Here is a 26,753-nt window from a genome sequence, read left to right as displayed (position 1 = left end):
CAACTGATACTCTTTTATCATGCAGACGAGCACCCGGATGCTACGAAACAAGCAGACGATCATAATCAATACTCTCTGCCTACTATTTCTGAACCACTACCACATCCCATCGTTGAACATATCGCTGCCTCTAGGCACTTGCCTTCATCATACTTGCGTGTTTACCAAAAATTGTGTGCATTCCATCTGAATCAGCCATAGTTGCTCCAACAGCGCGACTTTGCCACACTACGTCTAATGACATTTGGACTTAGCCATCAAAGAGCTATAGAGCAAAGATACAGCCCCCCGTGCAGTGGCTGACGTTGCAGTTCACTCACGCCCCGACTTTACCATCACTAGATATCACCATGTCAGAATAGATTCTAAGCCATTGATTCCTTGATTCAAGACATCAAACTAGTTGTTATAGAGCACCAGCCATTCTTTGCTGAACTCTCAGAAGAAATGGGTAAATCCAAGTCAGCAGCCCAACGACTGAAGAACAAAGTGTAAAAGTGTCCCGCCTACAAAAGAAAGGGACAGTGAATCATTAAATGAGGTTCAAGGGGAGCGCCCCCCTATATCTGCATCTCCTACTTCACAGCTCCGAAGATGGGGCAGACCAGTCTACAAAACTATAGTGATTCAACTCATTATGACTAGATAACTATCTTTTTTTACAATAGTGTCCCTCACCCTTTCGCTTGCTGCCTACAAAGAAATAGGTCCGATAAAAAAATGGGAAAGAAGCTTGATCAAGATTTCAAGTCCACAAAAAAAGGGAGTGAGTCACTCCCTTTTTTTACATTTTACATCCAGATATATTAGCCCTGTCGTACAGGCACGATAAGTATCTCAACCCTACGGTTTGCAGCATCCGAAGAGGATATTGGACGGGTCTCGCCATACCCGACAGCACGGATTCTTTGAGGAGCAACTCCATTACGAATTAACTCGTCTTTTACAGCCATTGCCCGACGTTCAGACAACTGTTGGTTATAAGAAGCTGAACCTTTAGCATCCGTATGCCCCCCAACTTCTATTGTTGTTTGCGGATAGTTATTTAAAACATCAGCTATCCGCGTTAACTCATAATAAGCCCCGGGCTTGAGTTTGCTCTTATCAAAATCGAAATACGCTTCACCCTTGAAGGTCGCACGCAAAACATCCTGCTCTCTTCGAATACTAGCAGTTTCAGAAGCAGCAATCGCATTACGAAGATCCTGCTCCTGACTATCCATATATCTTCCAATCTGGTTGCCAGCCAAGCCACCTACTAAAGCCCCGATGCCGGCACCAATAAGAGTTCCTTTTGTATCCTTGCCAATTGCTTGTCCAACAATAGCACCTACGCCAGCACCAATACCTGCTCCATATGCAGTGCCCTTTTGTTGCCGTGTCTGCATACTCGCACAGCCAAACATAGCAACACACAACACACACACAAAGAGCACTCTACAATATCGAACCATTTCGCGCCTCTCCTTACCACCTGTTTTATTAATAGTTAGTACTTGCACGATTAATATCACCCCGACGTGCAAAGAGTTACACCCATTTCTGTTGTATGGCGCTTGAAGCAGTATGGCGCATCTAGTCATGCGCCGTGAGCAACCCTAGACTGGAAGAAGGAAATCTGCCAACTGAAAATGCTGACTCATGAACTGAATTACTATGAGCAGGCGCCCACAGGCTTATCCCACAGGCCGCTGAAGCCGCAATGCCAACACTTCCTAAAGAGTATTCAGAGCTTCAGTTTGAAGATAGAAGACAACCACTTGTACTTGCTTGCCACCTTTCTAAAAGGAATATTCAGCAGGTAGTAGCGCCTTCCAAGCACTCAAGATACACAATCAAAGCAGGCATGGAATTAAGTTCACAAGATCGTTACTTCCAACGTACTTGAAACGTACGAAGAGTCGTGAGGAACTACATCCCTGACCATACTCACTCAGTAGTTCAACCGAAGATTTCCAAGAATCCCTATCAAATCTTTTTGGAGAAAATGCATTAAGGATCAAGTTAAAACTAGATAAAACTTGTCGAAAATATCTGCTTTTGCTTTCTTACAAACACAACCCTCAGCATAACATCTTGATATAAAAGTTATCTTAAAACCAACTGTATGGAATTCAAGGAGCGTGAGTTCAAAACGCGTCATCCCGACCAGAGGAATAAAAGGGTTTAGATCGAATTGATCTAAACCCTTTTTTAATGTGGCTGAACACCTGAGGCAGGTACTTGAATACATTCCAGATATAGCCTGTTACATCAAAATCCCCTGCCTTATTACTAAGACAGGGGATTGTCAGCAGTTTGAGGTTCATGGATGAACATCTATGAGCCTTTTTTCGTAAAAATACTTAGCACGTTCAGAGTCGCATCGCCCGATCAGCCATCATATTATGACTGCATGTCATCCTTGTTGATACCAGCAACAGACACGGGCTTTTTCATAGCGTCACGACGGAAAGGCTCGCCTAGTTCCTGATTGTTTAGGATCTCCACAAAAGTAGTTTTGCCGTCCTCCATCTGCGCTTTAATAGCTGCAGAGAGTTTCTCGCGAAGTTCTTCCATGGTAGCAGCCTGACAGCCTTCAACACCACATGCTTTAGCAATGCTAGCGTACGAGACGTTTTGGTTCAACTCAGTACCCACAAAGTTATCGTCGTACCACAACGTGGTGTTACGTTTTTCAGCACCCCACTGATAGTTACGGAATACTACCATTGTAATTGCAGGCCAATCATCGCGACCACAAGCAACCATTTCGTTCATGGAAATACCGAATGCACCGTCACCGGCAAAACCGATAACTGGTACTTCAGGTTTAGCAATTTTTGCACCGAGAATAGCTGGAAAACCATACCCGCATGGGCCAAACATACCCGGAGCAAGGTATTTGCGGCCTTCTTCAAATGTTGGATATGCGTTACCGATAGCGCAGTTGTTACCGATGTCAGTAGAGATAATGGAACCTTCAGGCATTACTTCTTTAATAACACGCCATGCCATACGAGAAGTTAGTTTTTCTGGCTCACGAGAACGTGCACGTTCGTTCCAAGTAGTACCCGGATCGTCTTGCTCATGATCCATAGAAGCAAGCTCTTTTTCCCATGCAGCTTTGGTTTCAAATATCATTTCCTTACGCGTTTCACGGCCTACGTCGCCAGCGCTAGGAGCCAGTTTAGCAAGAATACTCTGGGCAACCTTCTTAACGTCACCCACAATTCCTACGCTAACAGGCTTAGTCAGCCCGATACGATCTGCGTTGATGTCTACCTGAAGAATCGCAGCATTGCTTGGCCAGTAATCAATGCCGTATCCCGGGAGAGTTGAGAACGGATTCAAACGAGTACCAAGTGCAAGCACAGCGTCTGCCTTCGAAATAAGTTCCATTGCTGCCTTAGATCCGTTGTAACCAAGAGGCCCTCCATAAAGTGGATGGCTACCAGGGAACGCATCATTATGTTGGTAACCGCAGCACACAGGAGCATCAAGACGCTCTGCTAACGCCATGGAGTCTTCAATCGCACCACCGATGACCACACCACCGCCGTTAAGAATCACAGGAAACTTAGCATTAGACAGAATATCTGCAGCACGAGAAATAGCATCCTCACCGCCGGAAGGTAGTTCAAACTCTACGATGGCTGGCAGTTCAATATCAATAACCTGAGTCCAAAAATCTCGCGGGACGTTAATCTGTGCTGGTGCAGAAGCACGTTTAGCTTTTAGGATTACACGGTTAAGCACTTCTGCAACACGGGAAGGATCAAGAACTTCTTCCTGATATGCAACCATGTCTTCAAATACAGACAGTTGAGGAACTTCTTGAAAGCCACCCTGTCCCATGGTTTTGTTTGCTGCCTGTGGAGTGACAAGCAACAGTGGAGTATGGTTCCAGTAGGCAGTTTTTACTGGTGTAACAAAGTTAGTAATACCAGGGCCATTTTGCGCAATCATCATGGACATTTTACCCGATGCACGAGTGAAGCCGTCTGCCATCATGCCAGCGTTGGTTTCATGGGCGCAATCCCAGAAGGTAATTCCTGCTTTAGGGAAAAGATCAGAAATAGGCATCATTGCAGAGCCGATGATACCGAACGCATTATCAATACCATGCATTTGAAGTACTTTTACAAAAGCTTCTTCTGTAGTCATTTTCATGATGTGTCTCCTTGCTATGGATTACTAGATTGCGACGCTGGCACTATCTGAATGCCGCACTATACGTCGACCATGAACAACACCTTATTTGCTAGCTTGCTGCTTCATTCAATACTCAACTAATTCTCAATTCAAAGTATACAAGCCCCAGCTAACCGACTTAAACCATTACATTACTCTTCAAAGCAAAGCTAACAATCTGTAGAGTTAGAGCTATAACACAAAACAACGGTTAAACAAAACTGTATATAACGCCCAATGGAATAGTTTTTATTTAAGCGGCAGGCTCAGTTATGCCCACCCCCATCGCAATACTGGCTGCTCAACATAATTGAAATATTGCGTAATAGCCTCTCTAGTTCATTGAATCACGTAAGCAAGCAATTCTAGCACCAACAGAGCTTGTTTAAAAAATAAAGGCTCCGAATCATCTTGGTTCAGAGCCTTTCGCTTTCGTGTCAGGAAGCCAATTCCATCACCCCTCAAGGGACTACGGAATTTTTTTAACGGCCTGTTAAGACAATCCTCGCTTGGATGCCTTAAGCGGGTTAATTTTTTTCGTTTTAGTGCTCACGAGTTTGATTTTATCACTATTGGCTTCAAACATTTCTAAAGGAGAGAAACCGAGTTTTTCCAATCTATCTAAAAATTTTCTGCGATCCACTGCATAACGGTTAGTATCTGCAAGACCTGAATCTACTCTATCATTCGTGGTAAAATACAATCCATTCGAGTCAATAACTACAAGAAACGAGTTATCACCTTCTTCAATTTCCTGAATGACCATATCTTTCGTAGTTCCAAATCTATTAATTCCTGCCATATCTTTCTCCGGTTTTTCTGTTTTTGAAAGAATATTGAAATTGATAATCAAAGTCAACTATCTGTTCAAAAACAGCAAACGAAGTTTTTGATCCTGCTACAAACGTATGGACACATAGTTTACCTACAAACAACAACGTGATTAATTCGTATCTGGATGAACTATGCGCCATTTTTTTCAACTGGCTATGGATAAGGCATCAACCTTGTAACAAAGTATTATAAACAACAGGTTGAACGTCCGTATCAAAGTTTTTGCAGGTGGTGAACGCACTATGGAANCTCTGCTTTTAAAAACTTTCGTTGAACTAATTTCGTCGGGGTCTATCGGAAAACATCTACTTATAAGATCACAATGACCTAGCAAGATATGATACAAAAAGAATCAACAAAGAGACTAACTGCATTGGCCTCAAGGGATGTGAGTTCAAATCTCGTCATCCCGTCCAAAGAAAACTACACGAGGAAGGACTGGAGAAATATTGTCCCTCCTCGTGTTAACTTATTTCATTACTGATAATTACATCCAAGAACCGTCTCCGTGAGTTATAGATAGGTAATCAAATTGAAGCCTACCCCCTGTGGATCCAAAATAACGCAAAAACGCCCTACTCCAGGTATTTCCGTAGGTGGTAACATTATTTGCCCCCCCGCTTTCTCAACCTTCTGGACCGAGGCATCAACGTCATCAACCGTAACATAGTTATCCCATTGAAGAGGAACATCTTCAGGCATGTTCCCCTCTCTGAGCAACATACCAGCGACGGCCTTATCTCCTATCATGGCAATGATGTATTGGTTACCGTATATAGTTTCCACTTCCTTGAATTCCCATCCGAATAAATCCCCATAGAACTTTTTCGCCGATTCTAGATCCGAGGTAATCAACTCGTTCCAACTGAAAATTCCGTGTTCTCTTGATGCCCCTTGCATATTGCCTCCAATAGATTAAAATTATTACTCTTCAGCGCACAATCGTATAAAAATACATACACTTGCATGCTTACTTTGGAAACACATTATACTTTTGAAACTGTTAAAATGTACAAGATCGCTAAACGAGTAGCCTACACGTTAACAATCTCATAGAAGATAGCAACGCTCTCTCATGGAAAAAGCGGGACATCGAAGAGACTGAACTGTGACAGCTTGAAAAACACCTCGAAAACGGCCTCTCAATCCGAGAAATCGCAAAAGAAATGGGTAAATCCAAGTCAGCAGCCCAACGACTGAATAACAAAATATGAAAATGTCCCGCTGTCCCATCTGCTAGAGAGAGGGACAGTGGGACACTTTAGGTTAATACAGCATTAGGTTATGATAACACCGTTTGCATATACAGATACCAACTTGCGCTCACAATACACTTATAGCAAAACTAAAGAGCCCCAGCAGCACATATACCGACAACATAAGTGTTCCCGATATGCGAAAAATTTTCTCAGACCGTTCTCGCAAAAAGCCTGCAACGCATATACACGCAACACTAAGCCCAATAATAACTGTATGAGTAAGTAACACATCATACATGCTTCCAGGCCATTTAAGACCTGCCAGCAACCAACCAAAAGGGTTTACAGCAACGGTCATTCCATAAATGAATTGGTATAGCCTCCCCGTAGAGGACACCATACTTTCCACTTGTACCCCTATCTCAAAAAGACAATTTACTACTAAAGCCAATAGAAAATATTTCTTCATTCTCTCCTACTCACCTTCAAATAATTGCCCAACACTTTCAGAAAGCCCGTTAAAGTACGACGCTGGAGTTCGAAACTGGCTCCACCATGGAGTATCTACTCCGCCAGCTTCTAAAGCATCATCCACTGCATCAACACAATTTTCTGTCGGCAGATTGTATCTCACAGCACTCTTATCTCCCGTAACTGTTTCCAAATATTGTTGAATAGCTGCTTCTTGCTCTGGAGTCGTTACAATCTCTAAGATCTCTAAAGGAGGTCTCTCTTCAATACGATATTCGCCATCTCCCCAAAATGCATCTTTCGCCCCTTCTTTAGGATACTTTCCGATAGCTACACCCGTTCCAGGGTCTATTGAAACATGTCCAGGAACACCACCATATCTATGAATACGTGTCTTTAACCCTAAAGGGTCAACCAAGTTCACTGGATCATCCAAACAGTAGCCGTACACATCCACATCACCACCGCGCACCCCAAGCGGATCTTTTTGAATAAAGAGTCCTGTTGTCGGGTCGTAATCACGGAACAAAAAATGAACCAGACCAGTATCCTCATCAAGCTGCCCACCGCCGAAACTAAGCATGGCAACAGTCGCGAGTTTATGGTTCGACAATCTTCTTCCGAAACTATCTGTCTCTTCCACGTGCACAATCAAGCCAGTTTCATCAGAAAGGGCTAAAATAGTTCCAACATGGTCATATGCTAAGAAATATTCTTTCCCTTTGCATGTAAGGAAGGTCGGTTGCAACGCATTTTTTTCTGATTGTGCGTATTTAAACACAACATGATCTTCATCCTCCCCTGTGCAGGCTGCTTGCAAGCGAAGCATATCTTTCCAACAATACTTTTCAGTTATCTTTCCATTCACAGCCTTAAAAGAGCGTCTCCCCAACGGATCATACGTATATTTAATAAAACGCCCGTCAGGAGTACAAACCTGCTCAAGAAGGCCATATTTAATATAATGATATGATGTTTCTCCACCTGCGCCACGTCTTACAATACGCCTTCCTTGTTGATCGTAGGCAAAAGCAATATTACCATTTGGCGTTCTTACCTGCTCAAGCTGCGAAGAATAGTTGTACACATAGCGAGCACCATTCAGCTCTTGAAGCCGTTCCCCACGCGCGCCGTAGTTATACTGTTCTGTAAGAAAACCGTTCATTCGGACTGCTGTCAGGCGCCCCTGTTCATCATACCCGTATTCAACAATGTTTTTCTTCTTTCCAAACAAAGCATTACGCTGTGTAATCTGCCCTTCTGCATTTCGAAAAAGTTCCATCACACCAAAGACAACACCCTGTCTGGTTCTAAACTCTGTCTTCTGATACTTAGGTGCACTATCTGGCGTCATGTCCATCCGGTCATCTGCCCCCCTTTGAGGAACAGCGCCTTTTCCAACACCTGCAGTACGCTTGGTCGGCTGACGAAAAACTTCGTTACGTAAAAACTCTTCTGTACTCATCGCTCTAACTTGCTGCATTACTTTTCTCCTTCAAAAAGTTTGCAGCAAACATAGCATATATAAAATCAACAAAACGCTCTAACAGCGCTTCCACCAGTATGTCCGTATGATCACAACAGCACGTTGCACCAGTGGACAACTTGGCTGGCATCTAGCAAACGGCCTCTCAATCCGAGAAATCGCAGAAGGAATGGATAAATCCAAGTAAGCAGTCCAACGACCGAAGAACAAAACATGAAAATGTCCCGCTGTCCCGTCTACTAAAGAGAGGGACAGCGGGACATTTTAATGAAATTCGAAACTCACTCCACAACCAAAGGCTAAAACTGTCAAAGTTACCATATTGCGCATTCCGCGCTAAAAAAANGTAAATTTGTAGTTCAAAAATATCTACAAAACTAGGGGCGATTCAGTCGATGGAGCATTGAGCAATGGGGTGTCAGCCTCGGTTCTTAATGTCCTTGCGCCAATCATTGAGCGGCGCATAGCAGCCTTGCCCTTCATGCTGAGATTTGCGCACCTGTTCACTAAACTTGGGATCAAGCATAAGCTTACAAATATAGCGGGTAATTTTTTCGTCCCACAACAGTTCAGGACACCGCTTTGTGTATCCGTACTTCTGATGGGATTCGGAACAAGGATCACGCAGACAGCACCAGCCACAACCAACACACGGCTCATTCTCCTTAGTAAGCGGATCCATCTGCTGAACATCCGAAAAAAAATCAAACTCGTCGAACATGGCTAAGCCCTAATTTCTTGTGCAGTTAGCTTCACATCAGCTCCAGCGTTAGTTTGCCCATGCTAGTTCTTACAATGACGACTTTCAAGTAAACCTTGCTGGTTACCCTCAATATCTTGGTCTCGAATGAATTATGATCAAATATAACAGGTGGGCTAGTCGAATCACCAGTTCTGACATCTTGATATGAATCACCACTAATTTAGTAGCCACTCTTTGCCGAACCGGTAGAGATAAAAAGAGTAAAGGAATAAAAATTCACAGATGGATTATGGTTGACGTGAGAAAACTATCAGATATGTCCTAGTAACATTTGTTAATATTACTTTAAGGAGGGTGAAGTGCTTAAATTCATTTCTGTTTTCATTCTGGTCTGTTCTGTTGTGTCTTGTACCCCAAAAACTTCACCTTCTGTACCCTGTGAACACATGCAGACTGCTGCACCTGACGTAATACCAACAAACTCTGTGGCGACTGAACAGATTGAAGGAAAAAAGACAGAATTTAAGATTAAATCCGTAGAGAAATATACCCCAAATGGTCGTCGTGAAATTATCCTAGTACATGATCAAAAGTATGAATATATCGGAAATGCTTTTCGGGACAGCGTAGAAAATTCACAGGTAAGTAACGCTGATCAATATTCGATGATGCGCGGCTATCTTCTTAGTAAGCAACCGGAGGTAGACAAGGGGTTTGCATACTATGCATTTAAAATGGAAAATGGGAATACTCTTTATTACCAGACGGTTAAAAATGAAAAGATTGATAAAAGCTTTGGAGCGAAATACAGTGTTTTTTGGTATAAAGATTATCAGAAGTATGCCAGTAAGTGCGGAAAACCTTTTGTTGTAGGTAGTTCCATTACATATGTTTCCTATCACTACAGATTCAACTGTTACAGACTGAGTAATGGGAAAGTAAAATATGTTTCAACGCTTAATTCTCTAGATGAACTGCTTTCCCAGCTTAAAAAGAACAAAACCAAGATTGCAGAGATCCTACTCGACTGGAAGATTCGTCATGACGAGCTTGATGACTCTTTCCGCTTTAGTCATGGCACCTTTAACGGCTCTGATCTTGTTATGTATGTAACAAAAAAGAAGAATCATACGAAAGCAAACCTATTTTTCACTTACAATGGCCGCAACTGGCTGTTTGTAGATAGTATTGTTCCGCTTGTAGATGGAAAAAAGTATGCACCTTTCCATGGTGAAGCCTATAGAGATAGTAACGATATGGTATGGGAAGTTATGACTTTTCCATACAACGATCGTATGAGCAAACTGATCAATGAAATTTCCACGTCAAAGAAAGCTATTCTCAGATTTCATGGTTCTCGTGGATATGAAGATTTTCTCGTTCCAGAAGAACAAAAAGAAGCCCTCCTGAAAGCAATCAACTTATATACCCTCCTGAAGGCATCTACGTAATAATAAAAATTTACTAAACTTCGGGGCATCGGTAGAACCTCAGACTGTCGACAATGTTTCGCCGCCCAGCGATATAACTTATCTTATCCGCACAAAATAAATAAATCCTCTTCCATGTTATGGAGGAGGACTTTTTTTTTGGTTTTGTCTGATACAGATTCTTGTTTCGCAATGAGGTTCGGCACATGTGCTATGACTTCAATAAACCACAAGGTCGAAGCCTCAGGGGAGGTGGACCTACCAAGCCTCCTCGTTTCATACTTTCATACCTAGGTTAAAGATATCAGTCGCTCTGCCAAACGTTTTTTTAAGAAATCTAGGAACGCAGTCACCTTTTTTGACCTATTAAAGCGCTCGGAAGACAATAATGCGACGACATCGGCTGTTGCGAGTTGGTAGGAGGGAAGAACTTCTACTAATTTCCCGCTCTTCAGTTCTGATTGTACATCCCATTCAGAACGCTGAATTATCCCCTCTCCTTCAACACACCAATTTTTTATTACCTGACCAACATTGCTTGATAACACGGGAGAAATTCTTACGCTTGTAACACCCCCTGTAGCCACTTCAGTAAAACGCCACATGGTTGCATCTTCATCGTTTTCTCTAAGCGCAATGCACCTGTGGTTATCCAAATCTATCGGGTGGATTAATGATGGTGCAGACTGAAGGTATTCTGGGGATGCCAGTAATAGTCTCCGGTTTTTTGCCAAAATGACTCTCTTCAATGTCGAGTCCTGCAAGTGACCGACGTAGAACATAATATCGAGGTTATCATGCACCGCCCATTTAGGGATGTCAGATAAATTAAGTTCAATAGTTGTCTGCGGGTATAGGTTTTGAAACTCAGCCACTATAGGACCAATGTGTTTTACTCCTAACCCTATTGGGGACATTAATCTGATTTCACCTGAAATAGATAATTTTTTGTCAGAGATATCTTGTTCTAAATTCTCTAAATCTTGCAGTAGACCGCGTCCCTTCTTTGCAAATATTTCGCCTTCATTCGTTAATGATATGGAGCGAGCACCCCTTTCTACTAATTTTACTCCTAACTTGCGCTCAATATTCTGAAGACGCTGAGAAACGCTTGGAGGCGTAACGTTGAGCTTTCTCGCAGCAGCAGCCAAAGAACGACTCGCCGCAATAGTAATGAAAAACTCAATATCCAGTGATGACAGCATTAGGTCTAACCTTAATTAAAGAGTAAGTGCCCTTTAGTTTTACTACACACTTCTTGATGCTACAAATGCCACTTAGAGCAAAAACTAAAGTCGGAGTAATAAATGGAAAGTGGATTTGTTTTAAGTTCTGGAGAGTGGATCTACTCATTTTTGTTCGCAGTCTCCATTTTCGCGGGCATTGTAGATGCTATAGCAGGTGGTGGTGGATTAATTACTATCCCGTGTCTAATGTTATCAGGTTTACCCCTCATGACTGTTCTAGGTACAAATAAGCTTCAGGCTGTAATAGGAGAGTTAACAACGTCAGTTATGTTTTTTGCTAGTAAGGAAATGCCCCTTAAAGGCTTAACTTTAGGCATAATATGTACATCTCTTGGTGCGCTATCCGGTGCTTGTGCTGTAAATCTTTTTGAAAAGGAAGCATTAGAAATCCTTCTTCCTGTATTGATGCTAGGGATCACAATTTATTCCGTTACATCTAAAAGGCTGGAGGCAACAGAGCCATCTAAAGCAAAATTGACACCTAAGAAGTTTATGGTGATGTGCGGGGTGCTCATTGGTTTCTACAATGGTTTTTTTGGACCAGGCACTGGTTCATTTTGGATGCTAGCATTTGTAGTTCTACTTGGATATACAATCAAACAAGCAACAATGACAACTAAGCCACTAAATTTAATAGGTAATCTTGCTTCTCTTATATTATTTATCATATTAGGACAAGTGGACTACACTTTGGGGCTGATTATGGGAGTTGGGCAAATCACTGGCTCTATCATAGGAAGTAAATTTGTGATTTCACATGGCACTCGGCTGGTGCGTCCAGTGTTCATATCAGTAACCATGATAATGACTGCGAAGCTAATCTACGAGAATGTATTTATGGGCTGGCTCGTTTAACTATCACTTTAATGAATAGCTTGTCTTTGATGATCCTGCCACAAGCTTGTGGAAAACCAGTTAAGCTACAAAAAACAAGGCGACTATTTAGTACCCGAACGAGTCCTGCGTCATTTTTGTTAGCTCACTATCTGGCAGAATATGATCTTCCAATGGACATGTTGGAAAAGAAATAGCTGAATGCCCGTGCAAAGTGGTTACAGGTGGTGAAAGCACGATGCACGCTCTGTTCCTCGAGTCTCTCGCTGAACTAATCGCATCGAATATATCGTGAAATGGTTATTTGCAAACCCAAGAAAAACTGTAACATGCTGATTGGAAAAATCTTATTAAAGAAACCAACTGCATGGGGTTCAAAGGGGGTGTGAGTTCAAATCTAGCCATCCCGACCAGAGAATACAAGGGTTTCCAATGAGTTGCTGTGAACCCTTTTTTAATGTGGCTGAATAGCTAAACTATGCTTGCTTGAAACTTACCCTAAGTCTTTATTACGAGATAAAAAAGAAGCTCCAAAGGTACTACCTATGGAGCTTCTTTTTGCTTACGCAATATTCTATTGTTAGCTTCTTGAATCTGATAATCTTATTTTTCACGTTTCACAGTTTGCTTGTAGTAGTCTCCCACAGCCTCGTGTAACGCGTTGGCTGCTAGCCAAGCGCAATGCTGGTCATCAGCAGGCAGACCGTCTGCCCCGCCTAAACCTTCAAGAACGGTCTCTCCCGTTATTGCAGCAAGGTCATCACAAGACTTGCCCACGGCCAGCTCCGCAGCCATGGAACCGCTGATCGTGCTGGAGCCACAGCCATCAGTAGCGAATCCGGCATCACAGACTCTATCGTCTTCAATATACAAAAATAATCGTATAGTATCACCGCACCCACCAGTGGATACACCCTCGTAGTTGGCCTTGGCAGGTTTTCCCCTATGCGGTGGATTGCGCCAACGCTTAAATCCTGCCTCCCCAAAGGCATCAATGGCTTCACTATTAATTTTGCCCTGCAATTCATTCACTATTTCATCAAAACTGAGCACTTTCACGTCCGTTTGTTAAACATTTACACTTTGCCTCAATACAAAGCTCGTATGATTTTAACACTCAGCTCTTTGTTCTTCAATAACAATTGGTTATCTGTTTACAAAGTCTACTCTGACGGGAGGAAACGTTCATTTGGTCTTATAAAGAAGCCACACAACTCGCTTAACAAGCTTCCAGATGCCGAATTTGATGGATTTGAAGGTGGTCTTACGACCAAAAAGTATACGAGCATGGCTAAAGCAGTCTATGCGACTGGGACTCATTACCTTCTTGATCTTCTTGAAAAGAAAATGCTTGTTAAAACAGCAGGTGACAGAAGTTCGAAATATGCCATCAAGTGGGATGATTAACACAACGGCTTTCAACATCTTACTGAACTAATTAGATCGGAAAACATCGTAAAATGTCTACACGCAAAAATAGAACAACACTCAAAACATAAGAAGTTGGACAAAGTTTGAACAAACTCCTTAAGTTCAGTCGTTGGACACAAAAAAAGCCCTCACAGTTTGCACTGTAAGGGCTTCAATCTCAATGGCGGAGAGGGAGGGATTCGAACCCCCGGAAGCCGCAAAGCTTCAACGGTTTTCAAGACCGTCGCATTCGACCGGACTCTGCCACCTCTCCGTGTTGATGTCTCTGCGAAGCAGAGGTGGACTGTATAGAGAATTACAATTCAAAGCGCAAGTACTTAATGCATTTTTTTTATTTTTTTATATATGCACTAATTCCGCGCAGATTCTGAAGATTCAAGCAATCCAAACAAAACCCTGAGCAAGTCATCAGGATTAATAGGCTTTCCTACATATTCATTCATCCCTGCCGCAATAAAGGCTTCTCTGTCCCCTTTCAAGGCATGTGCCGTCATTGCCACCACAGGCACATCAGGACGTACACTAAATGATGTCGACTCACGAATTCTACGCGTCGCTTCGATACCATCCATCTGAGGCATGGCAATATCCATCAGCACTAAGTCATACGCTTCTTCTTTTACAGCTTCCAAGGCCTCAATACCATTGGTTGCCAAATCGACCTCAAAACCCTGCTTCTTCAAGAAGATATTCATGTACTTCAGATTTACGGCATTATCGTCAACTACCAAAACTTTTTTAGAACTGCCGAGTATTGGCTTAGCCATAGCTGTTTCGCGCGTTGCCACCTCGCCCCGCTCGTTCAACTTTCCAAGCTGGAACGGAAGGGTAAAATAGAACTCTGCCCCTTCACCCGGTGCACTGGATACCTCCAACGTACCACCCATTAATTCGACAAGTTTCCGGCAAATGGCCAAACCAAGCCCAGTACCTTGATATTGTCGGGATACAGAACTGTCTGACTGTACAAAACGTTCAAAAATTGCATCCTGATGCTCTTTAAGAATGCCAATTCCGTTATCTCTCACTGAAAATCGTAATTGAGCTCTGTCGCTTTCCAATTCAACCAGATCAACAGATAAATGGACGCTTCCGCCATCTGTAAACTTTAATGCGTTATCGAGTAAGTTAACGATAACCTGTCTGATCCGTGGAAAATCGCCTATTAACACATCCGGAACATCATCTGGAACAGTGAATACCAAACTCAAGCAACGCTCTTCTGCACGATGAAAGAACATAGTACGCAACGCAGAAAGGCGTTTTCGAAGCCTGAAGGCCTGCTTGTCGACGACCAAAACACCTGCTTCGATCTTTGAAAAATCTAAAATTTGATTAATGAGTACGAGTAATGACTCCGCTGAGTTTTCCACCGCCTCAAGATATTCCCGTTGCTCTGCATCAAGTTCGGTATCCAGTGCCAAATCAAGCATGCCAAGCAACCCGTTCATTGGCGTACGAATTTCATGACTCATTGTTGTAAGAAATTCACTTTTAGCTTTATCTGCGGCCTCTGCTGCATCCTTAGCAGCCTTTAACTCGTGTGCCATTTCCTGCTCACGCGTTGCTACATTAGTATACTTAAGAACCATCGGTTCCCCTTGCTCCAAATGCAAAGGTATATACTGAACCGTACGGTGTGCCCCTGTATCCTGATGCCTTTCTGTCATGGTGTGACTCCCACCCTCAGCAATGGCAGTCTGAATAGTATGTATGCGGTCACTATCGCACAAACAAAGCCCATTAATTACGGGCGCCCATAACAGATCACTTGCAGACGCAGTTGTATACACCACACATTCATCGGCAGTGTACACAGTGGCATCAGCAGGTATTGCGCATAGAATATCCTTCAACAACAATGCTTCACGCTTTGCTGCTGCTGCTTCACGTTCAAGCTTTGCAGAATGTGCTTCAAGCTCAACAATCCGCTCTATGGCTGTGGTAACATCAACCGGTTTTGACATATTTCGACCCTTGCCCGCTTCGGCGCTCAACAACGAACGGTCATCTCTAATATTCTTATCCATATGCGCCCCCAGTTCTTGCACACATACATGAAATCACACTCCTCAGTACCACAGCTTCGCGGAAAAATCTTCATATTATACATCATTTGCAGATAAATTTTCCAGGAGACTCCCTGTCGAGTTATATGGGCTGGCACATGTCCAAATTCTTCTTTCATTCTTCAGAGTTCAGCACGGGCTTAATATTTTTTGCACAAGCCATAAAAAACTACTAAATTACTCTAATTTAGAAACTAACTATTTATATTATTTCACATTTTACCTTTGTTTGGATTTTCAAACAGTGATGTTTCAACGGTTTTTTTAGTATCAAAAACTTTATTTTTATGTTTTAGAAACACAGTTAATGGATATGCCCCACCCGCGGAAAATCTACGTTTCAGAAGGGTTAGTTACCGCTCGTGAAATATTTCACCTTGACGCAACTACCCCTGCAAAGTAGACACTAAACAGTGGCAATGTGGGCTTTTTTTCAATATTTTAAACCAGCTATGAGGCGAAGGGTTATGGAGGAGAGACTATTACATCCTGCCGACGGGAACAGTACGTCACGCCAATTTGGCGGCGCGGCCCCGTTCTTCGTAGGTCTGGTAGTGGCACTCATCTTTGGTTGGTGGGCGTTCCCTGGACTGCTTTTTTCAGAACAGGAACAGCCTATTAATTTCAGCCATAAGGTGCATATTCAAGACGCAGAAATGGAATGTTCTGCGTGCCATTATTTCCGTGAAGACGGCACTTTTGCCGGCCTTCCGACAACTGAAAGCTGTGCCGAATGTCACAGCGACGAACCACTCGGGGAAGATCCGGAAGAAGCACGCTTCATTAAGGAGTATGTTGAGACCGGTAAAGAAGTTAAATGGCATGTTTATCAAGCACAGCCAGATAACGTCTTCTTCAGTCATGCTGCTCATTCTATGGAATCATGCAATTCTTGCCATGACTTCACAGAAACCGAGCTCTGCTCCCAGTGTCACATTGATGTGGCCAATATGGACAAGGCCCCGACTTACTATGAAAACAAGCTGACCAAGTACAGCAAACAGACCATGAAGATGTGGCAATGTGAACGCTGCCATGCTCATCCAGAGCACTACGGCGTTACTCGTTCCAGCAACGCATGCTTCGTCTGTCATAAGTAAAAGGGGAGTATCCAATGGCAGTAGATAGACGAGGATTCCTTAAGTTTGTTGCAGGCGCCACGACTGGCGTTCTGGCTACTCCCGTTCCTTGGAAGCTCCTTGATGACGCGAGTATCTGGACTCAGAACTGGTCCTGGATTCCACGAAACGTAGACGGTGAAAACTCCTACGTTTCAACCATCAGTAAACTGTGTCCTTCCGCTGCGGGCATGAAAGTTCGTTTGGTTGGCGAGCGTCCAGTACGCGTGCTTCCAGATGATAACCACCCTCTTTCTATGGGTGGCATCACTGCTCTCGCTGCAGCAGAAGTTCAACTAATGTACTCTCCTTCCCGTGTGAAACGTCCTCTTAAGCATGCTGGCGACGGCGCTTATGTTGCGATTTCATGGGAAGAAGCAGAGAAAATGCTCAAAGAAAATCTCAGAAGAGCTGGTTCCAAAGTTGCTTATGTATCTGGTGATGAAACCGGTACTATCAACGAACTTCTTTCCGCTATGGCGAAAGAAAGTGGTTCCGATGACTTCTACGTCATGCCTTCAGAGATTCAGCCAGCAGCACTTGCTTTTGCCAATATGAACGGCAAAGGTCAGCTTGGCTATGACATCGAAAACAGCGACTACGTGTTTGCTATCGGTGCCAACATCCTTGAGTCATGGGGTACTGTGCTTCGCAACCGCGCAGCATTTAAAAAGTCCCACCCTGCTGCAGAGAAACCAACTGTTAAATTCGTCTACGCAGGCCCTGTGCAGAATAACACTGCTGCAGGTGCAGACGAATGGTTACCAGCAAAATCCGGTGCGGAAGCAATCGTTGCAATGGGCATTGCAAACCTGCTTATCAAATCCGGCGCTTCAGTTAATGCACCAGACTTTGCAGAGTTCAAAGCGCTTGCCGCTATGTACACTCCGCAAAAGGTTGCTGCACTCGCTGGCGTTGCTCCTGCTAGGCTTAAAGCTATCACGGCAGAGCTTTCAAAAGCTCAGCGTCCTATTGTTCTTACCGGTTCTGAATTCGGTCAAGGCACAGGCGTTGCAACTGTTCTCGCTGGTACCGCGGTTAACATGCTGCTCGGTAGCTTTGGTCGCGAAGGCGGCGTAAAAGCTCTTCCTTTGGCACCGAAAGTTATTGCTTCCGGTATGGATCGTTCTGAAAGCGCTCAAAAAGACCTTGTAGCTTACCTTTCCCGCATTAGCGCAGGTAAAGTTCCAATGCCTCGTGCAATGGTCTTCTACGAAGCAAACCCAGTATACGGTCTGCCACAGCCTGCAGCTATGGCTAAAGTTATGGATAAGGTTCCCTTCAGAGTAGCTTTCACAAGCTTCCTTGATGAAACAGCGAAAGCTTGTGACCTTATCCTGCCTACTCCGCTCGGTCTTGAACGCTTCGATGACGTGGAAACACCATACGGCATCGGTCAGGCATTCTATGGTCTTGCTCGTCCAGTTGCGCCTTGCGTAATTGACGGCAAACCAGCTGCTGACGTTCTCCTGAGTGTTGCTGGTCAGCTCAACATGGACCTCGGCTTTGCTACGTTTGAAGAAATTCTTCAGGCAAAAGCAGAAGCTGCGGGTGCTGATTGGGAAAGCCTGATGGAAGGCGAATTCTTCACAAGCAATGCTGTTGCAGAACAGTCTGGTCTGCGGCTTGCCGCAGGTGTAATAGGTAAAGCACTTGCTGCTGCACCTAAGGCTGCAAAACTGAGCATTGCCCCTGTGCAGAAGCTTAACATCGGTACCCCAAACACCGCTATTCCACCTTACAACAACAAAACAATTCGTCGCTGGGAACTCCAGAAAAACGAAATGTATGTTGCGATGAACGGTGCTACGGCGCGTGAGCTTGGCGTTATGAAACACGAACGCATCAAGCTCAGCAATTCCAGTGGCAGCATCCAGGCCCGTGTGAACATCTTTGAAGGCGTTATGCCAAATACCATTGCAGTGTTAATGGGCTTTGGTCACACCGCATTTGACGAGTTCAGTAAAGGCAAAGGCGAAAACGTCATGGAGCTGCTGACTGTTGGTTATGAAGCCGGCACCGGACAGTCTGTCTGGAACGTTGCTGGTGTAAACGTCAGCAAGGCATAAGGGACGAGCGTCATGGAAACTAAAGAATTCACTATCAAATGGGGCATGGCGATTGACCTCGACAAATGTACCGGTTGTGGTGCTTGCATGGTTGCATGTCAGGCAGAAAACAACTTGGCGCCAGTCGCTGATGCTTCCAATAAAATCAAAGTAATGAACTGGATCACGGTCTACGAACTGTCCAACGGTAAACCTTACCCTGAACACGACGTAGCCTATCTGCCTCGCCCTTGTCAGCAGTGTGGTCATCCGCCTTGCGTTTCTGTTTGTCCGGTTATCGCGACAGAGAAAAACGAAGAAGGCGGAATCGTCAGCCAGGTAACTCCTCGTTGCATCGGCTGTCGTTACTGCATGGCTGCCTGCCCTTACCACGCACGCTACTTTAACTGGCGTGACCCGGTATGGCCTGGTGGACTTGAAAAAGCTCTTACTCCTGACGTATCTGTACGTCCTCGTGGTGTTGTGGAGAAATGTACTTTCTGTCACCACCGCTGGATGGCTGCAAAAGACAAAGCTATTGTTGAAGGTCGCGATCCTATGGATCTGGCTGAAGACGAATACGTTACTTCTTGTACCGAGGCATGTCCTAACGGTGCAATTACCTTCGGTGACCTTAATAACGAAGAACATGAAGTAGCTAAGCTTGCCAGCTCCAAACACGCTCACAGATTGCTCGAACGTCTCGGTGCCGACACTCAGGTTTACTATGTAAGCCGCCGTGAATGGGTACTGCGTCAGCTCGATAACTATCTGGAAGACGAAAAGGTTAAGGGGTAACAGTCATGGGAAAGAACTACTCTCTTCCTGCAGATCATGAACTCTTCCCGGAAGGCGCATCACGTTGCTCTCTGACGAAGTTTTCAATCTGGATGGGACTTGTCGGTGCTGTAGCTCTTTGGGGTCTTTACGCTGCATTTAGAGTGCTCGCGGAAGGACTTGGCGTTACAGGCCTTGATGACTACTTCGGCTTTGGTCTCTGGATTACCTTTGACCTTGCTGTTATTGCTCTCGGTGCTGGTGCGTTCTTCACCGGTCTGCTCAGATACATCCTGAACATTGACCCTCTGAAGAACATCATTAACCTCACCGTGATTATTGGTTTTATTTGCTACTCCGGTGCTATGCTCATTCTCGTGCTCGACGTTGGTCAGCCGATTCGTGCATGGTTCGGGTACTGGCATGCGAACGTACACTCCATGCTTACAGAAGTTATTTTCTGTATTACTTGTTACCTGATTGTTCTGATCATTGAATATGTACCTCTGGTACTTGAGCAGAAACAGCTTAACAAGATTCCAGTACTGCATCATCTCGCGCATAACCTGCACGTTTGGATGCCTCTGTTTGCTGGTATCGGTGCGTTCCTTTCCACTTTCCACCAGGGTTCACTCGGTGGTATGTACGGCGTTCTTTTTGGTCGTCCTTACGTACTCCGTGATGGTTTCTTCATCTGGCCTTGGACATTCTTCCTCTTCGTTATTTCCGCAGTTGCTTCCGGTCCGGTATTTACCGTTCTTATCGCAACACTCATGGAAAAAATGACTGGCAAGAAACTGGTTAGCTGGGAAATCAAATCCCTTATGGGTAAAATTGCCGGTGCCATGCTGCTTGTATACCTCGTATTCAAGTTCGCAGACACCTACGCATGGGCAGTGGATGTACTGCCTCGTTCCGGTCTTACTTTTGACCAGAACTTTTACCAAACAATCTACGGCAAGTGGCTCCTGTGGTCAGAGCTGTTCCTGTGCGGCATAGTTCCGTGTGTGATTTTACTTACACCGAAACTGCGCAACACTCCTGCTCTTTTCTACTCTGCTGCTCTGCTCGATTGTGCAGGCATTACTATCAACCGTTATGTATTTACGGTTCAGGCTCTCGCGATGCCGGTAATGCCTTTCGATAGTTGGGAAATATATGCACCAAACTGGGCAGAATGGGGTGCAACCGCACTCGTTGTTGCCTATGGCGCTATTATTCTCAGCTTGTCATATCGTTACCTGCCGGTTTTCCCGCAGGAACGCGCACTGAATGCGACTAAGTCCAGCTAGGATTTAGTTACAGATAAGTAAGCTCAAAGTCAGTTGAACCCCGGCCGGTCCCCACCCGTGCCGGGGTTCTTCGTTTTCTAAGCTGCCACCAACAGCGCACAATACCTGCACTGAAACTTCAGTAGAGCTATCCCCCGTAGTACTAGGGATACGGTAAAAAAATTTCTTAGCCCTCATAATCTCACGGATTTGTTCCGCTGACGTGAATAATAAAAAAAGAGCTGCCCTATCTATGTAGATAGGGCAGCTCTTTTTCATTTCAAACAAGACAGCAGGTATTAGCGGTGAGACAAGGTAACAAACGAGCTTACCAAATGCGCCGCATAAAAACTCGTTATACCCACAGATAGAAAATGAAGGTAAACAAAATAAGCGAGCAGGCACGAATGCTCTGGTTGCAGACGACAAGCCAGAAGGCGATGCGCGACGGAAATATTCCCATGTAAATCGGAATTTGATGCCGGATAGCACGCATTGGCGATGAAAGAATATTGCCAGCGAGTAAAGCCAGCACAACATCTTTTGCTTGAATCGTGCCTTCAGTAAGCAGTGCACCAGCGGCCGCCATAGACGCTGTCATCTCGGCAGCGAGACTAAGAATAAGTACACCTGCGGCTTCTGGTTTAATAAATGGTAACAGCCCGTTATTACCACCAACCACGTCATTCAACACCTGAAACACACCCAATCTGTTTAAAACAAATACGACGGTATACACAGGGATTGTGACAAGCAGGACTCTCCGGATTCTACGAATAAAAAGAGAAATCACCCGCTGGATCACTTCTTGTGTGCCTTTTGGAGCATTGTCATCAAGCTCACATGTGACGCATCCCTCAGGTGTCGGCGGAAGGACAAACCGTCCGGCAATAACCGTCACCAAAGTTCGAAACAACGCCGCTGAAACAACTACGCCGACATACCAGAATGCCGCTTGCCCCAAAAAAGGAACCGCGAGAAAAAAGAGTGATGGAAGATGCAGGAACAAGACTGGCGTGCTGTTCAGCAAATTGGAAAAATAAAGTTCTTTTCGAACAATTTTCCCCTGCTCATATTGTTCTGCCAGATACGTATTTGCCGTGATGCTTGAAAAGAATGCCATGGTAAATGCAGCACCTGAAACATCCTGCAAATGTGCCATTCGCACCAATGGAGCCGATATTTTTGTAAGGAAACGTCCCCAGTGCAGGGCTTCGATAATATTGCCGATAGCCAGACCAAGTGAGATCGAAACGATGAGCCTCAACAGCGGACGAAAAAGTCCGTTCCAAAGTACGTCGAAGTCCATAAACGAGAGAAATTCTGTGTGCATACTCCATTCCTACCACAGTTTGCGGCAATAACAAATCCACCAAAAAGCTGAATCGCTTTGTATTACTTGCTTTCTATCTGCCTGAAGTCTTTTTCTTCCATGGTTGGAGAACACTTTCTACAGACAATTATCTACGAGCCCCGCATGTTGTTTATCAATTCATACGGCAGAATATTACATACTACGTTCTATAAAAAAAAGGCTATCCCAACTCTGTGTTGAGACAGCCTTTACTAGTTATTCAAATCAGCAATTAAGCTGCTTCGTGACCTACATCGCGAGGCAGATTAGGCTTGGACGCTTCAGCGCGCGCAAGATCATCACATCGCTCGTTTTCAGGATGTCCACTGTGTCCGCGAACCCAGTGCAAACTCACGTCGTGCTTTTCGAGATACGGGAGCAGTCGCAGCCAAAGATCTTTGTTTTTGACTGGCTTCTTCGCAGCATTCTTCCAACCATTTTTCTGCCAGTTTACGAGCCACTTTTTCTCTACGGCGTTACGCACGTACTGAGAATCTGTGTAAAGATCGACTTTGCATCGCTCTGTGAGCGCGGCAAGCCCTTCGATTACTGCAAGAAGTTCCATCCTGTTGTTGGTGGTCAACGCAAAGCCACCTGAAAGTTCTTTGTCTGTATCACCAAAACGCAGAACGGTTGCCCAACCACCGGGGCCGGGGTTACCGAGGCATGAGCCGTCTGTATAAAGGAAAATATGTTTCATAATACAATTACTCGCATACGATATTGATTGAAGAAATGGACACGTAATAACCATATGCTTTTGAAACACGGGTCAACGTATGTCCAGTATGGAACATAAAAAATGACGTTCGGCTAGCTTTTTTCATTATGAACGCGACCCCTTACACGGAAAAAGATTATATAGATTTAACTGCTATCTATGAAAAAAATGCTTACACCACGGTGAGTTCCGGTTATACTAACGTCGACTTACTCAGACAAAGCGTTCGGATGCGTCAATATAATGCATGGCACCAACATACCGTAATTTTACAAGGAAAAATATGATCAATACAACAGGTCTCATTAAATGGGTGTTCATCATATTCTGTGCACTGGTCCTTGCCGGCTTCCTCTTTTTTAGACAGCTTGGCTCAAAATCTGCTGATATGACAGAGACACTCGGCGTCACAAACGGGCAACTTGCTGCTATGCCGGAAACACCGAATGCCGTGTCCAGCCAGACAGATATTGCATCTAAATATGTTGCGCCGCTGCCTATGACTGGTTCAGTGCAGCAAACAAAAGCGAAAATTTTAGAGTGCTTGCAAGAGATGGGGCATAACTCTGTGCTCTCTCAAAATGATGATTATATTCATGCGGTCTTTGTTACGCCGTTTATGCAATATCATGATGATGTTGAATTCTATATTGATACAGCAACTCACCTCGTGCAATTTCGATCTGCTTCACGCGTCGGTAAATCTGACTTCGGAGCAAACAAGGCGCGGTATGAGACCTTTAAGGAACTCTATCTTCCGCAATAATCTCAGGTAAAAAAAGAAAAGCGGCAAGCCAAATGGCTTGCCGCTTTTTTATATTTGTTGTGTGGATAAAGGGCTATTGTCCGCCCATGTCATCCCATAATTGTTGGAGTGCCGACGCTAAACCGTGTTGCCACTGGTTCTTTTCAAAATACGGTGTGAAATATACATTTTGTAAATTGTACATGTACTCTGCCCCCAACGCTTTTCGAAGCAAAGGAGGGAATTCAACCAGAACCTGACGAGTGTATGGGTTAATCCCGATAAACACAGTCTTAGTGTCCAGCTCTGCTGGCAGAACGACCGGAGTATTGCGCACCTGCACACGCAACTTTAGCCCATGTGTTTCGCGCATTGCTGAAGCAAATTCACGTAACGCAGTTTGCTGGGCAGAAGTCAGCGTCTCTGTCTGATCGTACACAGATCCACGAGAACGAATCTCTTTGTAACTATGTTCGGTCTGATACCAAAATGCTGCGGCTACTGCTGCGAATACCGCCAGCAGCAACATGGCACGCAAAAAGAATTCACCAGAAGAGTTGGCTCGGATTAACGGCCCACGTCTATTTCTAAAAAATCCCATCTGCTCTCCGGTTCTACTGCAGTGCTATCCGCGCCGCAGGCTGTTATCTACTCTCCACACTGAGCCATTTCTTTAATGGCTGTGGCGTAACGCTTTGCTACTTCGTCCATGTACTCGGTGTCAATTCCGCCTTTCCATGTAACCACTTCTGTAAAGCGTTTTGGAATTGTAACGGCATCCACATCAAATCCGGTTTTGCACTTCAACTGCCAACGCAATTTCTGAATATATTTACCGGCCTCTTCAAGGTTATCGGCAATTTTTCCAAAACCTGCTGCTGTAAGAGCTTCTTTTAATTTTTCCGGCCCGTATGTGCCGCGAGCAAAAAGACAGCCCATCATGCAATTGATGTAAATTCGACCTCGCTCGTCTTCGAGCATAAAGTCGATTGCTTTTTCTGCATTCTTCTCAGTGTTGTTCTGATCAAATGCGTACCCGCCAGTATCAAGGTGAGAATGGCGGAAGCCGTAAGCTGAAGCTACAAAAAAGACTTCACCAGTTGCATAGCCCGCCATTTCCTGACCAAGAACACAGGCGAAATCTTCGCCACCGTACAACTTCGCAGCGACCATAGAGCCACGGGAAAGAGCCTGATAAAATGCATTCTCACCAGAGGCAATAAATTTAAGCCCTTCAAGGAACCCTTTCATCTCGCCGAACTTGAGATCAGCAATGGTTTCCTCTTTGGAGATAATGCCCTTTTCTGTTGCTTCTGCTGCCCATGCAAGGGCAACACCCGCGCTCATGCAATCAAGTCCGAGCTTCTCTGTTTCATCCAGCAGAGCCAGCACATCTTCGGCAGTTGTAATACCAAGCATACTACCCTGCGCAAAAATCGGCTCATAGTCATACGATACTTGTTTGTAGAGGAACTCATGCTCGCTTGCAAACTGCTGACGTAACAAACCAATATGAATACACCCGACAGGACAGCCTGCACATGCCGCCTGACGAAGCAAGAGCCTTTTCGCAAACGTTTCACCTGAAATATCTTCAACGCGTTCATCGTGCGTCTTCTGCAAATTGTTCCACGGCAAAGCTTGCAGTTCGTTCAACGGAATCAAGTTCTGAGGAGTACCTAAGTCATGGTACTTTTTCATCTTACCTGTTTCAGTGATATCTTGATAAATATCTTTCATCATATCGGTATAGGCTTTTCCTTCCGGTAAATCGAAAGAGCCGTCACCGGAAACAATAATCCCTTTAAGATTTTTAAAGCCCATTGCTGCACCGGAGCCGAGCCGCCCAAAATGACGGAAGGAGTCTACGTTGATACAGGCATACGCCACACCACGTTCTCCAGCTAAACCGATACGGATAGAGGAACGGTGTCCTGCATTCTTTTTCCCGAATCGGCGCAAAAATTTACCTGTGGCAAAAACGTCTTTTCCACGAAGATACGTAACGTTTTCCACTTCGCAGGAACGCGAGCCTACAACAAGAGCGCTCAACTTCTTTGCCTTTCCGGTAATCATCAAAGCATCGTAACCGGCAAAGCGGATAGATAGAGCAAACCGCCCACCTGCGTGGCTTTCTGCCCACTCTCCAGTGTAAGGTGAGCGGAACCCGCACACGACCTTACTCATAAGTGGATAGAAACCTGTAAGAGGGCCTACTGCAAATATTAACGGCTGGCGCGGATCATCTGCCGGAGCATCAAAAACGCCGTACCGTTCGTATAAAACTGCCGCAAGACCACTGCCACCGATATGCATGTGGCGGTCTTCGATCATTAACGTTTCACTTTTGCCGGTATCAAGATTTACATGCAATACGCGTGAGAAGTTTGGATCCATTTTCATAATCAGGCTCCCTTATTCTTCTTCGTGCGTCGGAATTTCACGCAGCTCTATACAGTTGTGCGGGCAAAACGGCACGCAACGTCCACAATGAATACAAAGATACGGCAGATCGCTTTCTGTCTCGTAATAAATCGCATCCACAGGGCACACTTCCGCGCATTTTCCACATTTAATACACTTGTCGTGCTTTACGATAACCCCGCCGCCCTTTCGCTGTTTAAGGGCTTGAGTCGGACATACTTCTGCGCATGGTGCCGGATCACATGCCACACAAAGCCGTGCTTCAAAGCCGGTGGTCAAGCCGCCTGCGGAGGAAATACGGATTCCTGCAGTATTCCATGACAGTTTTTTATGAACAAGCCGCGCACAGGCCAGTGAACAGGAGTGACATCCAATACACTGTTCCATACGAACCGCTTCTAGTCTTTTCATACTAAGT

23 protein-coding genes and 1 tRNA gene are annotated in these 26,753 nt (G+C 44.6%); 9 read left to right on the top strand and 15 right to left on the bottom strand.

What is annotated here, in order from left to right:
- Positions 1 to 806 precede the first annotated feature (806 nt).
- Entirely contained in the window at positions 807 to 1,454 is a 648-nt protein-coding gene (locus MKHDV_RS03120; protein WP_160712172.1) for an OmpA family protein, read from the bottom strand.
- A gap of 248 nt (positions 1,455 to 1,702) precedes the next feature.
- On the opposite strand from MKHDV_RS03120, the gene MKHDV_RS03115 reads away from it, so the two are divergent.
- Positions 1,703 to 1,888, top strand: a complete 186-nt coding sequence (locus MKHDV_RS03115; RefSeq protein ID WP_160712170.1) for a hypothetical protein — start codon at positions 1,703 to 1,705, stop codon at positions 1,886 to 1,888.
- A 497-nt stretch (positions 1,889 to 2,385) separates the two neighbouring features.
- On the opposite strand, the gene xsc is transcribed toward MKHDV_RS03115, so the two are convergent.
- The 5 genes from xsc to MKHDV_RS03085 all read right to left on the bottom strand — a co-directional run bounded on the left by xsc (position 2,386) and on the right by MKHDV_RS03085 (position 8,884).
- The gene (gene xsc / locus MKHDV_RS03110) at positions 2,386 to 4,152 is read right to left on the bottom strand and encodes a sulfoacetaldehyde acetyltransferase (protein ID WP_160712168.1); all 1,767 of its coding nucleotides are present in this window, start codon (positions 4,150 to 4,152) and stop codon (positions 2,386 to 2,388) included.
- A gap of 514 nt (positions 4,153 to 4,666) precedes the next feature.
- The gene (locus MKHDV_RS03105; RefSeq protein WP_160712166.1) at positions 4,667 to 4,975 is read right to left on the bottom strand and encodes a hypothetical protein; all 309 of its coding nucleotides are present in this window, start codon (positions 4,973 to 4,975) and stop codon (positions 4,667 to 4,669) included.
- 545 nt (positions 4,976 to 5,520) lie between these two features.
- Positions 5,521 to 5,907: a VOC family protein gene (locus tag MKHDV_RS03100; RefSeq protein WP_160712164.1), complete on the bottom strand. Its 387-nt coding sequence runs from the start codon at positions 5,905 to 5,907 to the stop codon at positions 5,521 to 5,523.
- 774 nt (positions 5,908 to 6,681) lie between these two features.
- On the bottom strand, positions 6,682 to 8,160 hold the full coding sequence (locus MKHDV_RS03090; RefSeq protein WP_160712160.1) for an RHS repeat domain-containing protein: 1,479 nt from the start codon (positions 8,158 to 8,160) through the stop codon (positions 6,682 to 6,684).
- Between the two features lie 421 nt (positions 8,161 to 8,581).
- Positions 8,582 to 8,884, bottom strand: coding sequence for a hypothetical protein (locus MKHDV_RS03085; RefSeq protein WP_371416006.1), 303 nt, complete (start codon positions 8,882 to 8,884; stop codon positions 8,582 to 8,584).
- A 428-nt stretch (positions 8,885 to 9,312) separates the two neighbouring features.
- On the opposite strand from MKHDV_RS03085, the gene MKHDV_RS03080 reads away from it, so the two are divergent.
- The gene (locus MKHDV_RS03080) at positions 9,313 to 10,317 is read left to right on the top strand and encodes a hypothetical protein (protein WP_160712158.1); all 1,005 of its coding nucleotides are present in this window, start codon (positions 9,313 to 9,315) and stop codon (positions 10,315 to 10,317) included.
- Between the two features lie 269 nt (positions 10,318 to 10,586).
- Here MKHDV_RS03080 and MKHDV_RS03075 read toward each other — a convergent pair whose 3' ends face one another.
- Positions 10,587 to 11,501: a LysR substrate-binding domain-containing protein gene (locus MKHDV_RS03075; protein ID WP_160712156.1), complete on the bottom strand. Its 915-nt coding sequence runs from the start codon at positions 11,499 to 11,501 to the stop codon at positions 10,587 to 10,589.
- Positions 11,502 to 11,603: 102 nt separating this feature from the next.
- Between MKHDV_RS03075 and MKHDV_RS03070 the strand changes: the two genes are divergently transcribed.
- Positions 11,604 to 12,398: a TSUP family transporter gene (locus MKHDV_RS03070; protein ID WP_160712154.1), complete on the top strand. Its 795-nt coding sequence runs from the start codon at positions 11,604 to 11,606 to the stop codon at positions 12,396 to 12,398.
- Between the two features lie 582 nt (positions 12,399 to 12,980).
- On the opposite strand, the gene MKHDV_RS03065 is transcribed toward MKHDV_RS03070, so the two are convergent.
- Positions 12,981 to 13,430, bottom strand: coding sequence for an iron-sulfur cluster assembly scaffold protein (locus MKHDV_RS03065; RefSeq protein ID WP_160712152.1), 450 nt, complete (start codon positions 13,428 to 13,430; stop codon positions 12,981 to 12,983).
- Between the two features lie 51 nt (positions 13,431 to 13,481).
- Between MKHDV_RS03065 and MKHDV_RS03060 the strand changes: the two genes are divergently transcribed.
- Entirely contained in the window at positions 13,482 to 13,784 is a 303-nt protein-coding gene (locus MKHDV_RS03060) for a hypothetical protein (RefSeq protein ID WP_160712150.1), read from the top strand.
- A gap of 185 nt (positions 13,785 to 13,969) precedes the next feature.
- Here the strand turns inward: MKHDV_RS03060 and MKHDV_RS03055 are convergent.
- Together MKHDV_RS03055 and MKHDV_RS03050 are read right to left on the bottom strand one after the other, a co-directional pair.
- Positions 13,970 to 14,061: transfer RNA gene (locus MKHDV_RS03055), tRNA-Ser, on the bottom strand.
- A gap of 97 nt (positions 14,062 to 14,158) precedes the next feature.
- Positions 14,159 to 15,838 (bottom strand): ATP-binding protein, encoded by a 1,680-nt coding sequence (locus tag MKHDV_RS03050; RefSeq protein WP_160712148.1) that lies wholly within the window; start codon positions 15,836 to 15,838, stop codon positions 14,159 to 14,161.
- Positions 15,839 to 16,344: 506 nt separating this feature from the next.
- On the opposite strand from MKHDV_RS03050, the gene qrcA reads away from it, so the two are divergent.
- From qrcA to qrcD, 4 genes are read left to right on the top strand one after another with little or no spacing between them, the layout of a single operon-like run.
- Entirely contained in the window at positions 16,345 to 16,977 is a 633-nt protein-coding gene (gene qrcA, locus MKHDV_RS03045; RefSeq protein ID WP_160712146.1) for a menaquinone reductase multiheme cytochrome c subunit QrcA, read from the top strand.
- A gap of 14 nt (positions 16,978 to 16,991) precedes the next feature.
- Positions 16,992 to 19,064, top strand: a complete 2,073-nt coding sequence (qrcB, locus tag MKHDV_RS03040) for a menaquinone reductase molybdopterin-binding-like subunit QrcB (protein ID WP_160712144.1) — start codon at positions 16,992 to 16,994, stop codon at positions 19,062 to 19,064.
- A 12-nt stretch (positions 19,065 to 19,076) separates the two neighbouring features.
- A complete protein-coding gene (qrcC, locus tag MKHDV_RS03035; protein ID WP_160712142.1) occupies positions 19,077 to 19,841 on the top strand; it encodes a menaquinone reductase iron-sulfur cluster-binding subunit QrcC in 765 nt (254 codons plus the stop codon).
- A gap of 5 nt (positions 19,842 to 19,846) precedes the next feature.
- Positions 19,847 to 21,112, top strand: a complete 1,266-nt coding sequence (gene qrcD, locus MKHDV_RS03030) for a menaquinone reductase integral membrane subunit QrcD (protein ID WP_160712140.1) — start codon at positions 19,847 to 19,849, stop codon at positions 21,110 to 21,112.
- 334 nt (positions 21,113 to 21,446) lie between these two features.
- On the opposite strand, the gene MKHDV_RS03025 is transcribed toward qrcD, so the two are convergent.
- Both MKHDV_RS03025 and rnhA read right to left on the bottom strand, forming a co-directional pair.
- Complete coding sequence (locus MKHDV_RS03025) at positions 21,447 to 22,424, bottom strand: hypothetical protein (protein WP_160712138.1); 978 nt, start codon at positions 22,422 to 22,424, stop codon at positions 21,447 to 21,449.
- 253 nt (positions 22,425 to 22,677) lie between these two features.
- On the bottom strand, positions 22,678 to 23,145 hold the full coding sequence (gene rnhA / locus MKHDV_RS03020) for a ribonuclease HI (protein ID WP_160712136.1): 468 nt from the start codon (positions 23,143 to 23,145) through the stop codon (positions 22,678 to 22,680).
- Between the two features lie 304 nt (positions 23,146 to 23,449).
- On the opposite strand from rnhA, the gene MKHDV_RS03015 reads away from it, so the two are divergent.
- The gene (locus tag MKHDV_RS03015; RefSeq protein ID WP_160712134.1) at positions 23,450 to 23,932 is read left to right on the top strand and encodes a DUF1499 domain-containing protein; all 483 of its coding nucleotides are present in this window, start codon (positions 23,450 to 23,452) and stop codon (positions 23,930 to 23,932) included.
- Positions 23,933 to 24,005: 73 nt separating this feature from the next.
- Here the strand turns inward: MKHDV_RS03015 and MKHDV_RS03010 are convergent, their stop codons facing one another.
- The 3 genes from MKHDV_RS03010 to MKHDV_RS03000 are packed head-to-tail and all read right to left on the bottom strand — an operon-like array spanning position 24,006 to position 26,746.
- Complete coding sequence (locus tag MKHDV_RS03010) at positions 24,006 to 24,512, bottom strand: TPM domain-containing protein (protein WP_160712132.1); 507 nt, start codon at positions 24,510 to 24,512, stop codon at positions 24,006 to 24,008.
- 47 nt (positions 24,513 to 24,559) lie between these two features.
- The gene (locus MKHDV_RS03005) at positions 24,560 to 26,314 is read right to left on the bottom strand and encodes an aldehyde ferredoxin oxidoreductase N-terminal domain-containing protein (protein WP_160712130.1); all 1,755 of its coding nucleotides are present in this window, start codon (positions 26,312 to 26,314) and stop codon (positions 24,560 to 24,562) included.
- A gap of 12 nt (positions 26,315 to 26,326) precedes the next feature.
- A complete protein-coding gene (locus MKHDV_RS03000; protein ID WP_160712128.1) occupies positions 26,327 to 26,746 on the bottom strand; it encodes a 4Fe-4S binding protein in 420 nt (139 codons plus the stop codon).
- Between the last annotated feature and the right edge of the window lie 7 nt (positions 26,747 to 26,753).

The sequence above is a fragment of the Halodesulfovibrio sp. MK-HDV genome (assembly GCF_009914765.1).
Taxonomy (GTDB): Bacteria; Desulfobacterota; Desulfovibrionia; order Desulfovibrionales; family Desulfovibrionaceae; genus Halodesulfovibrio.
Note: the sequence above shows the minus strand (reverse complement) of the source record. Positions and strands in the feature narration are given on the sequence as shown.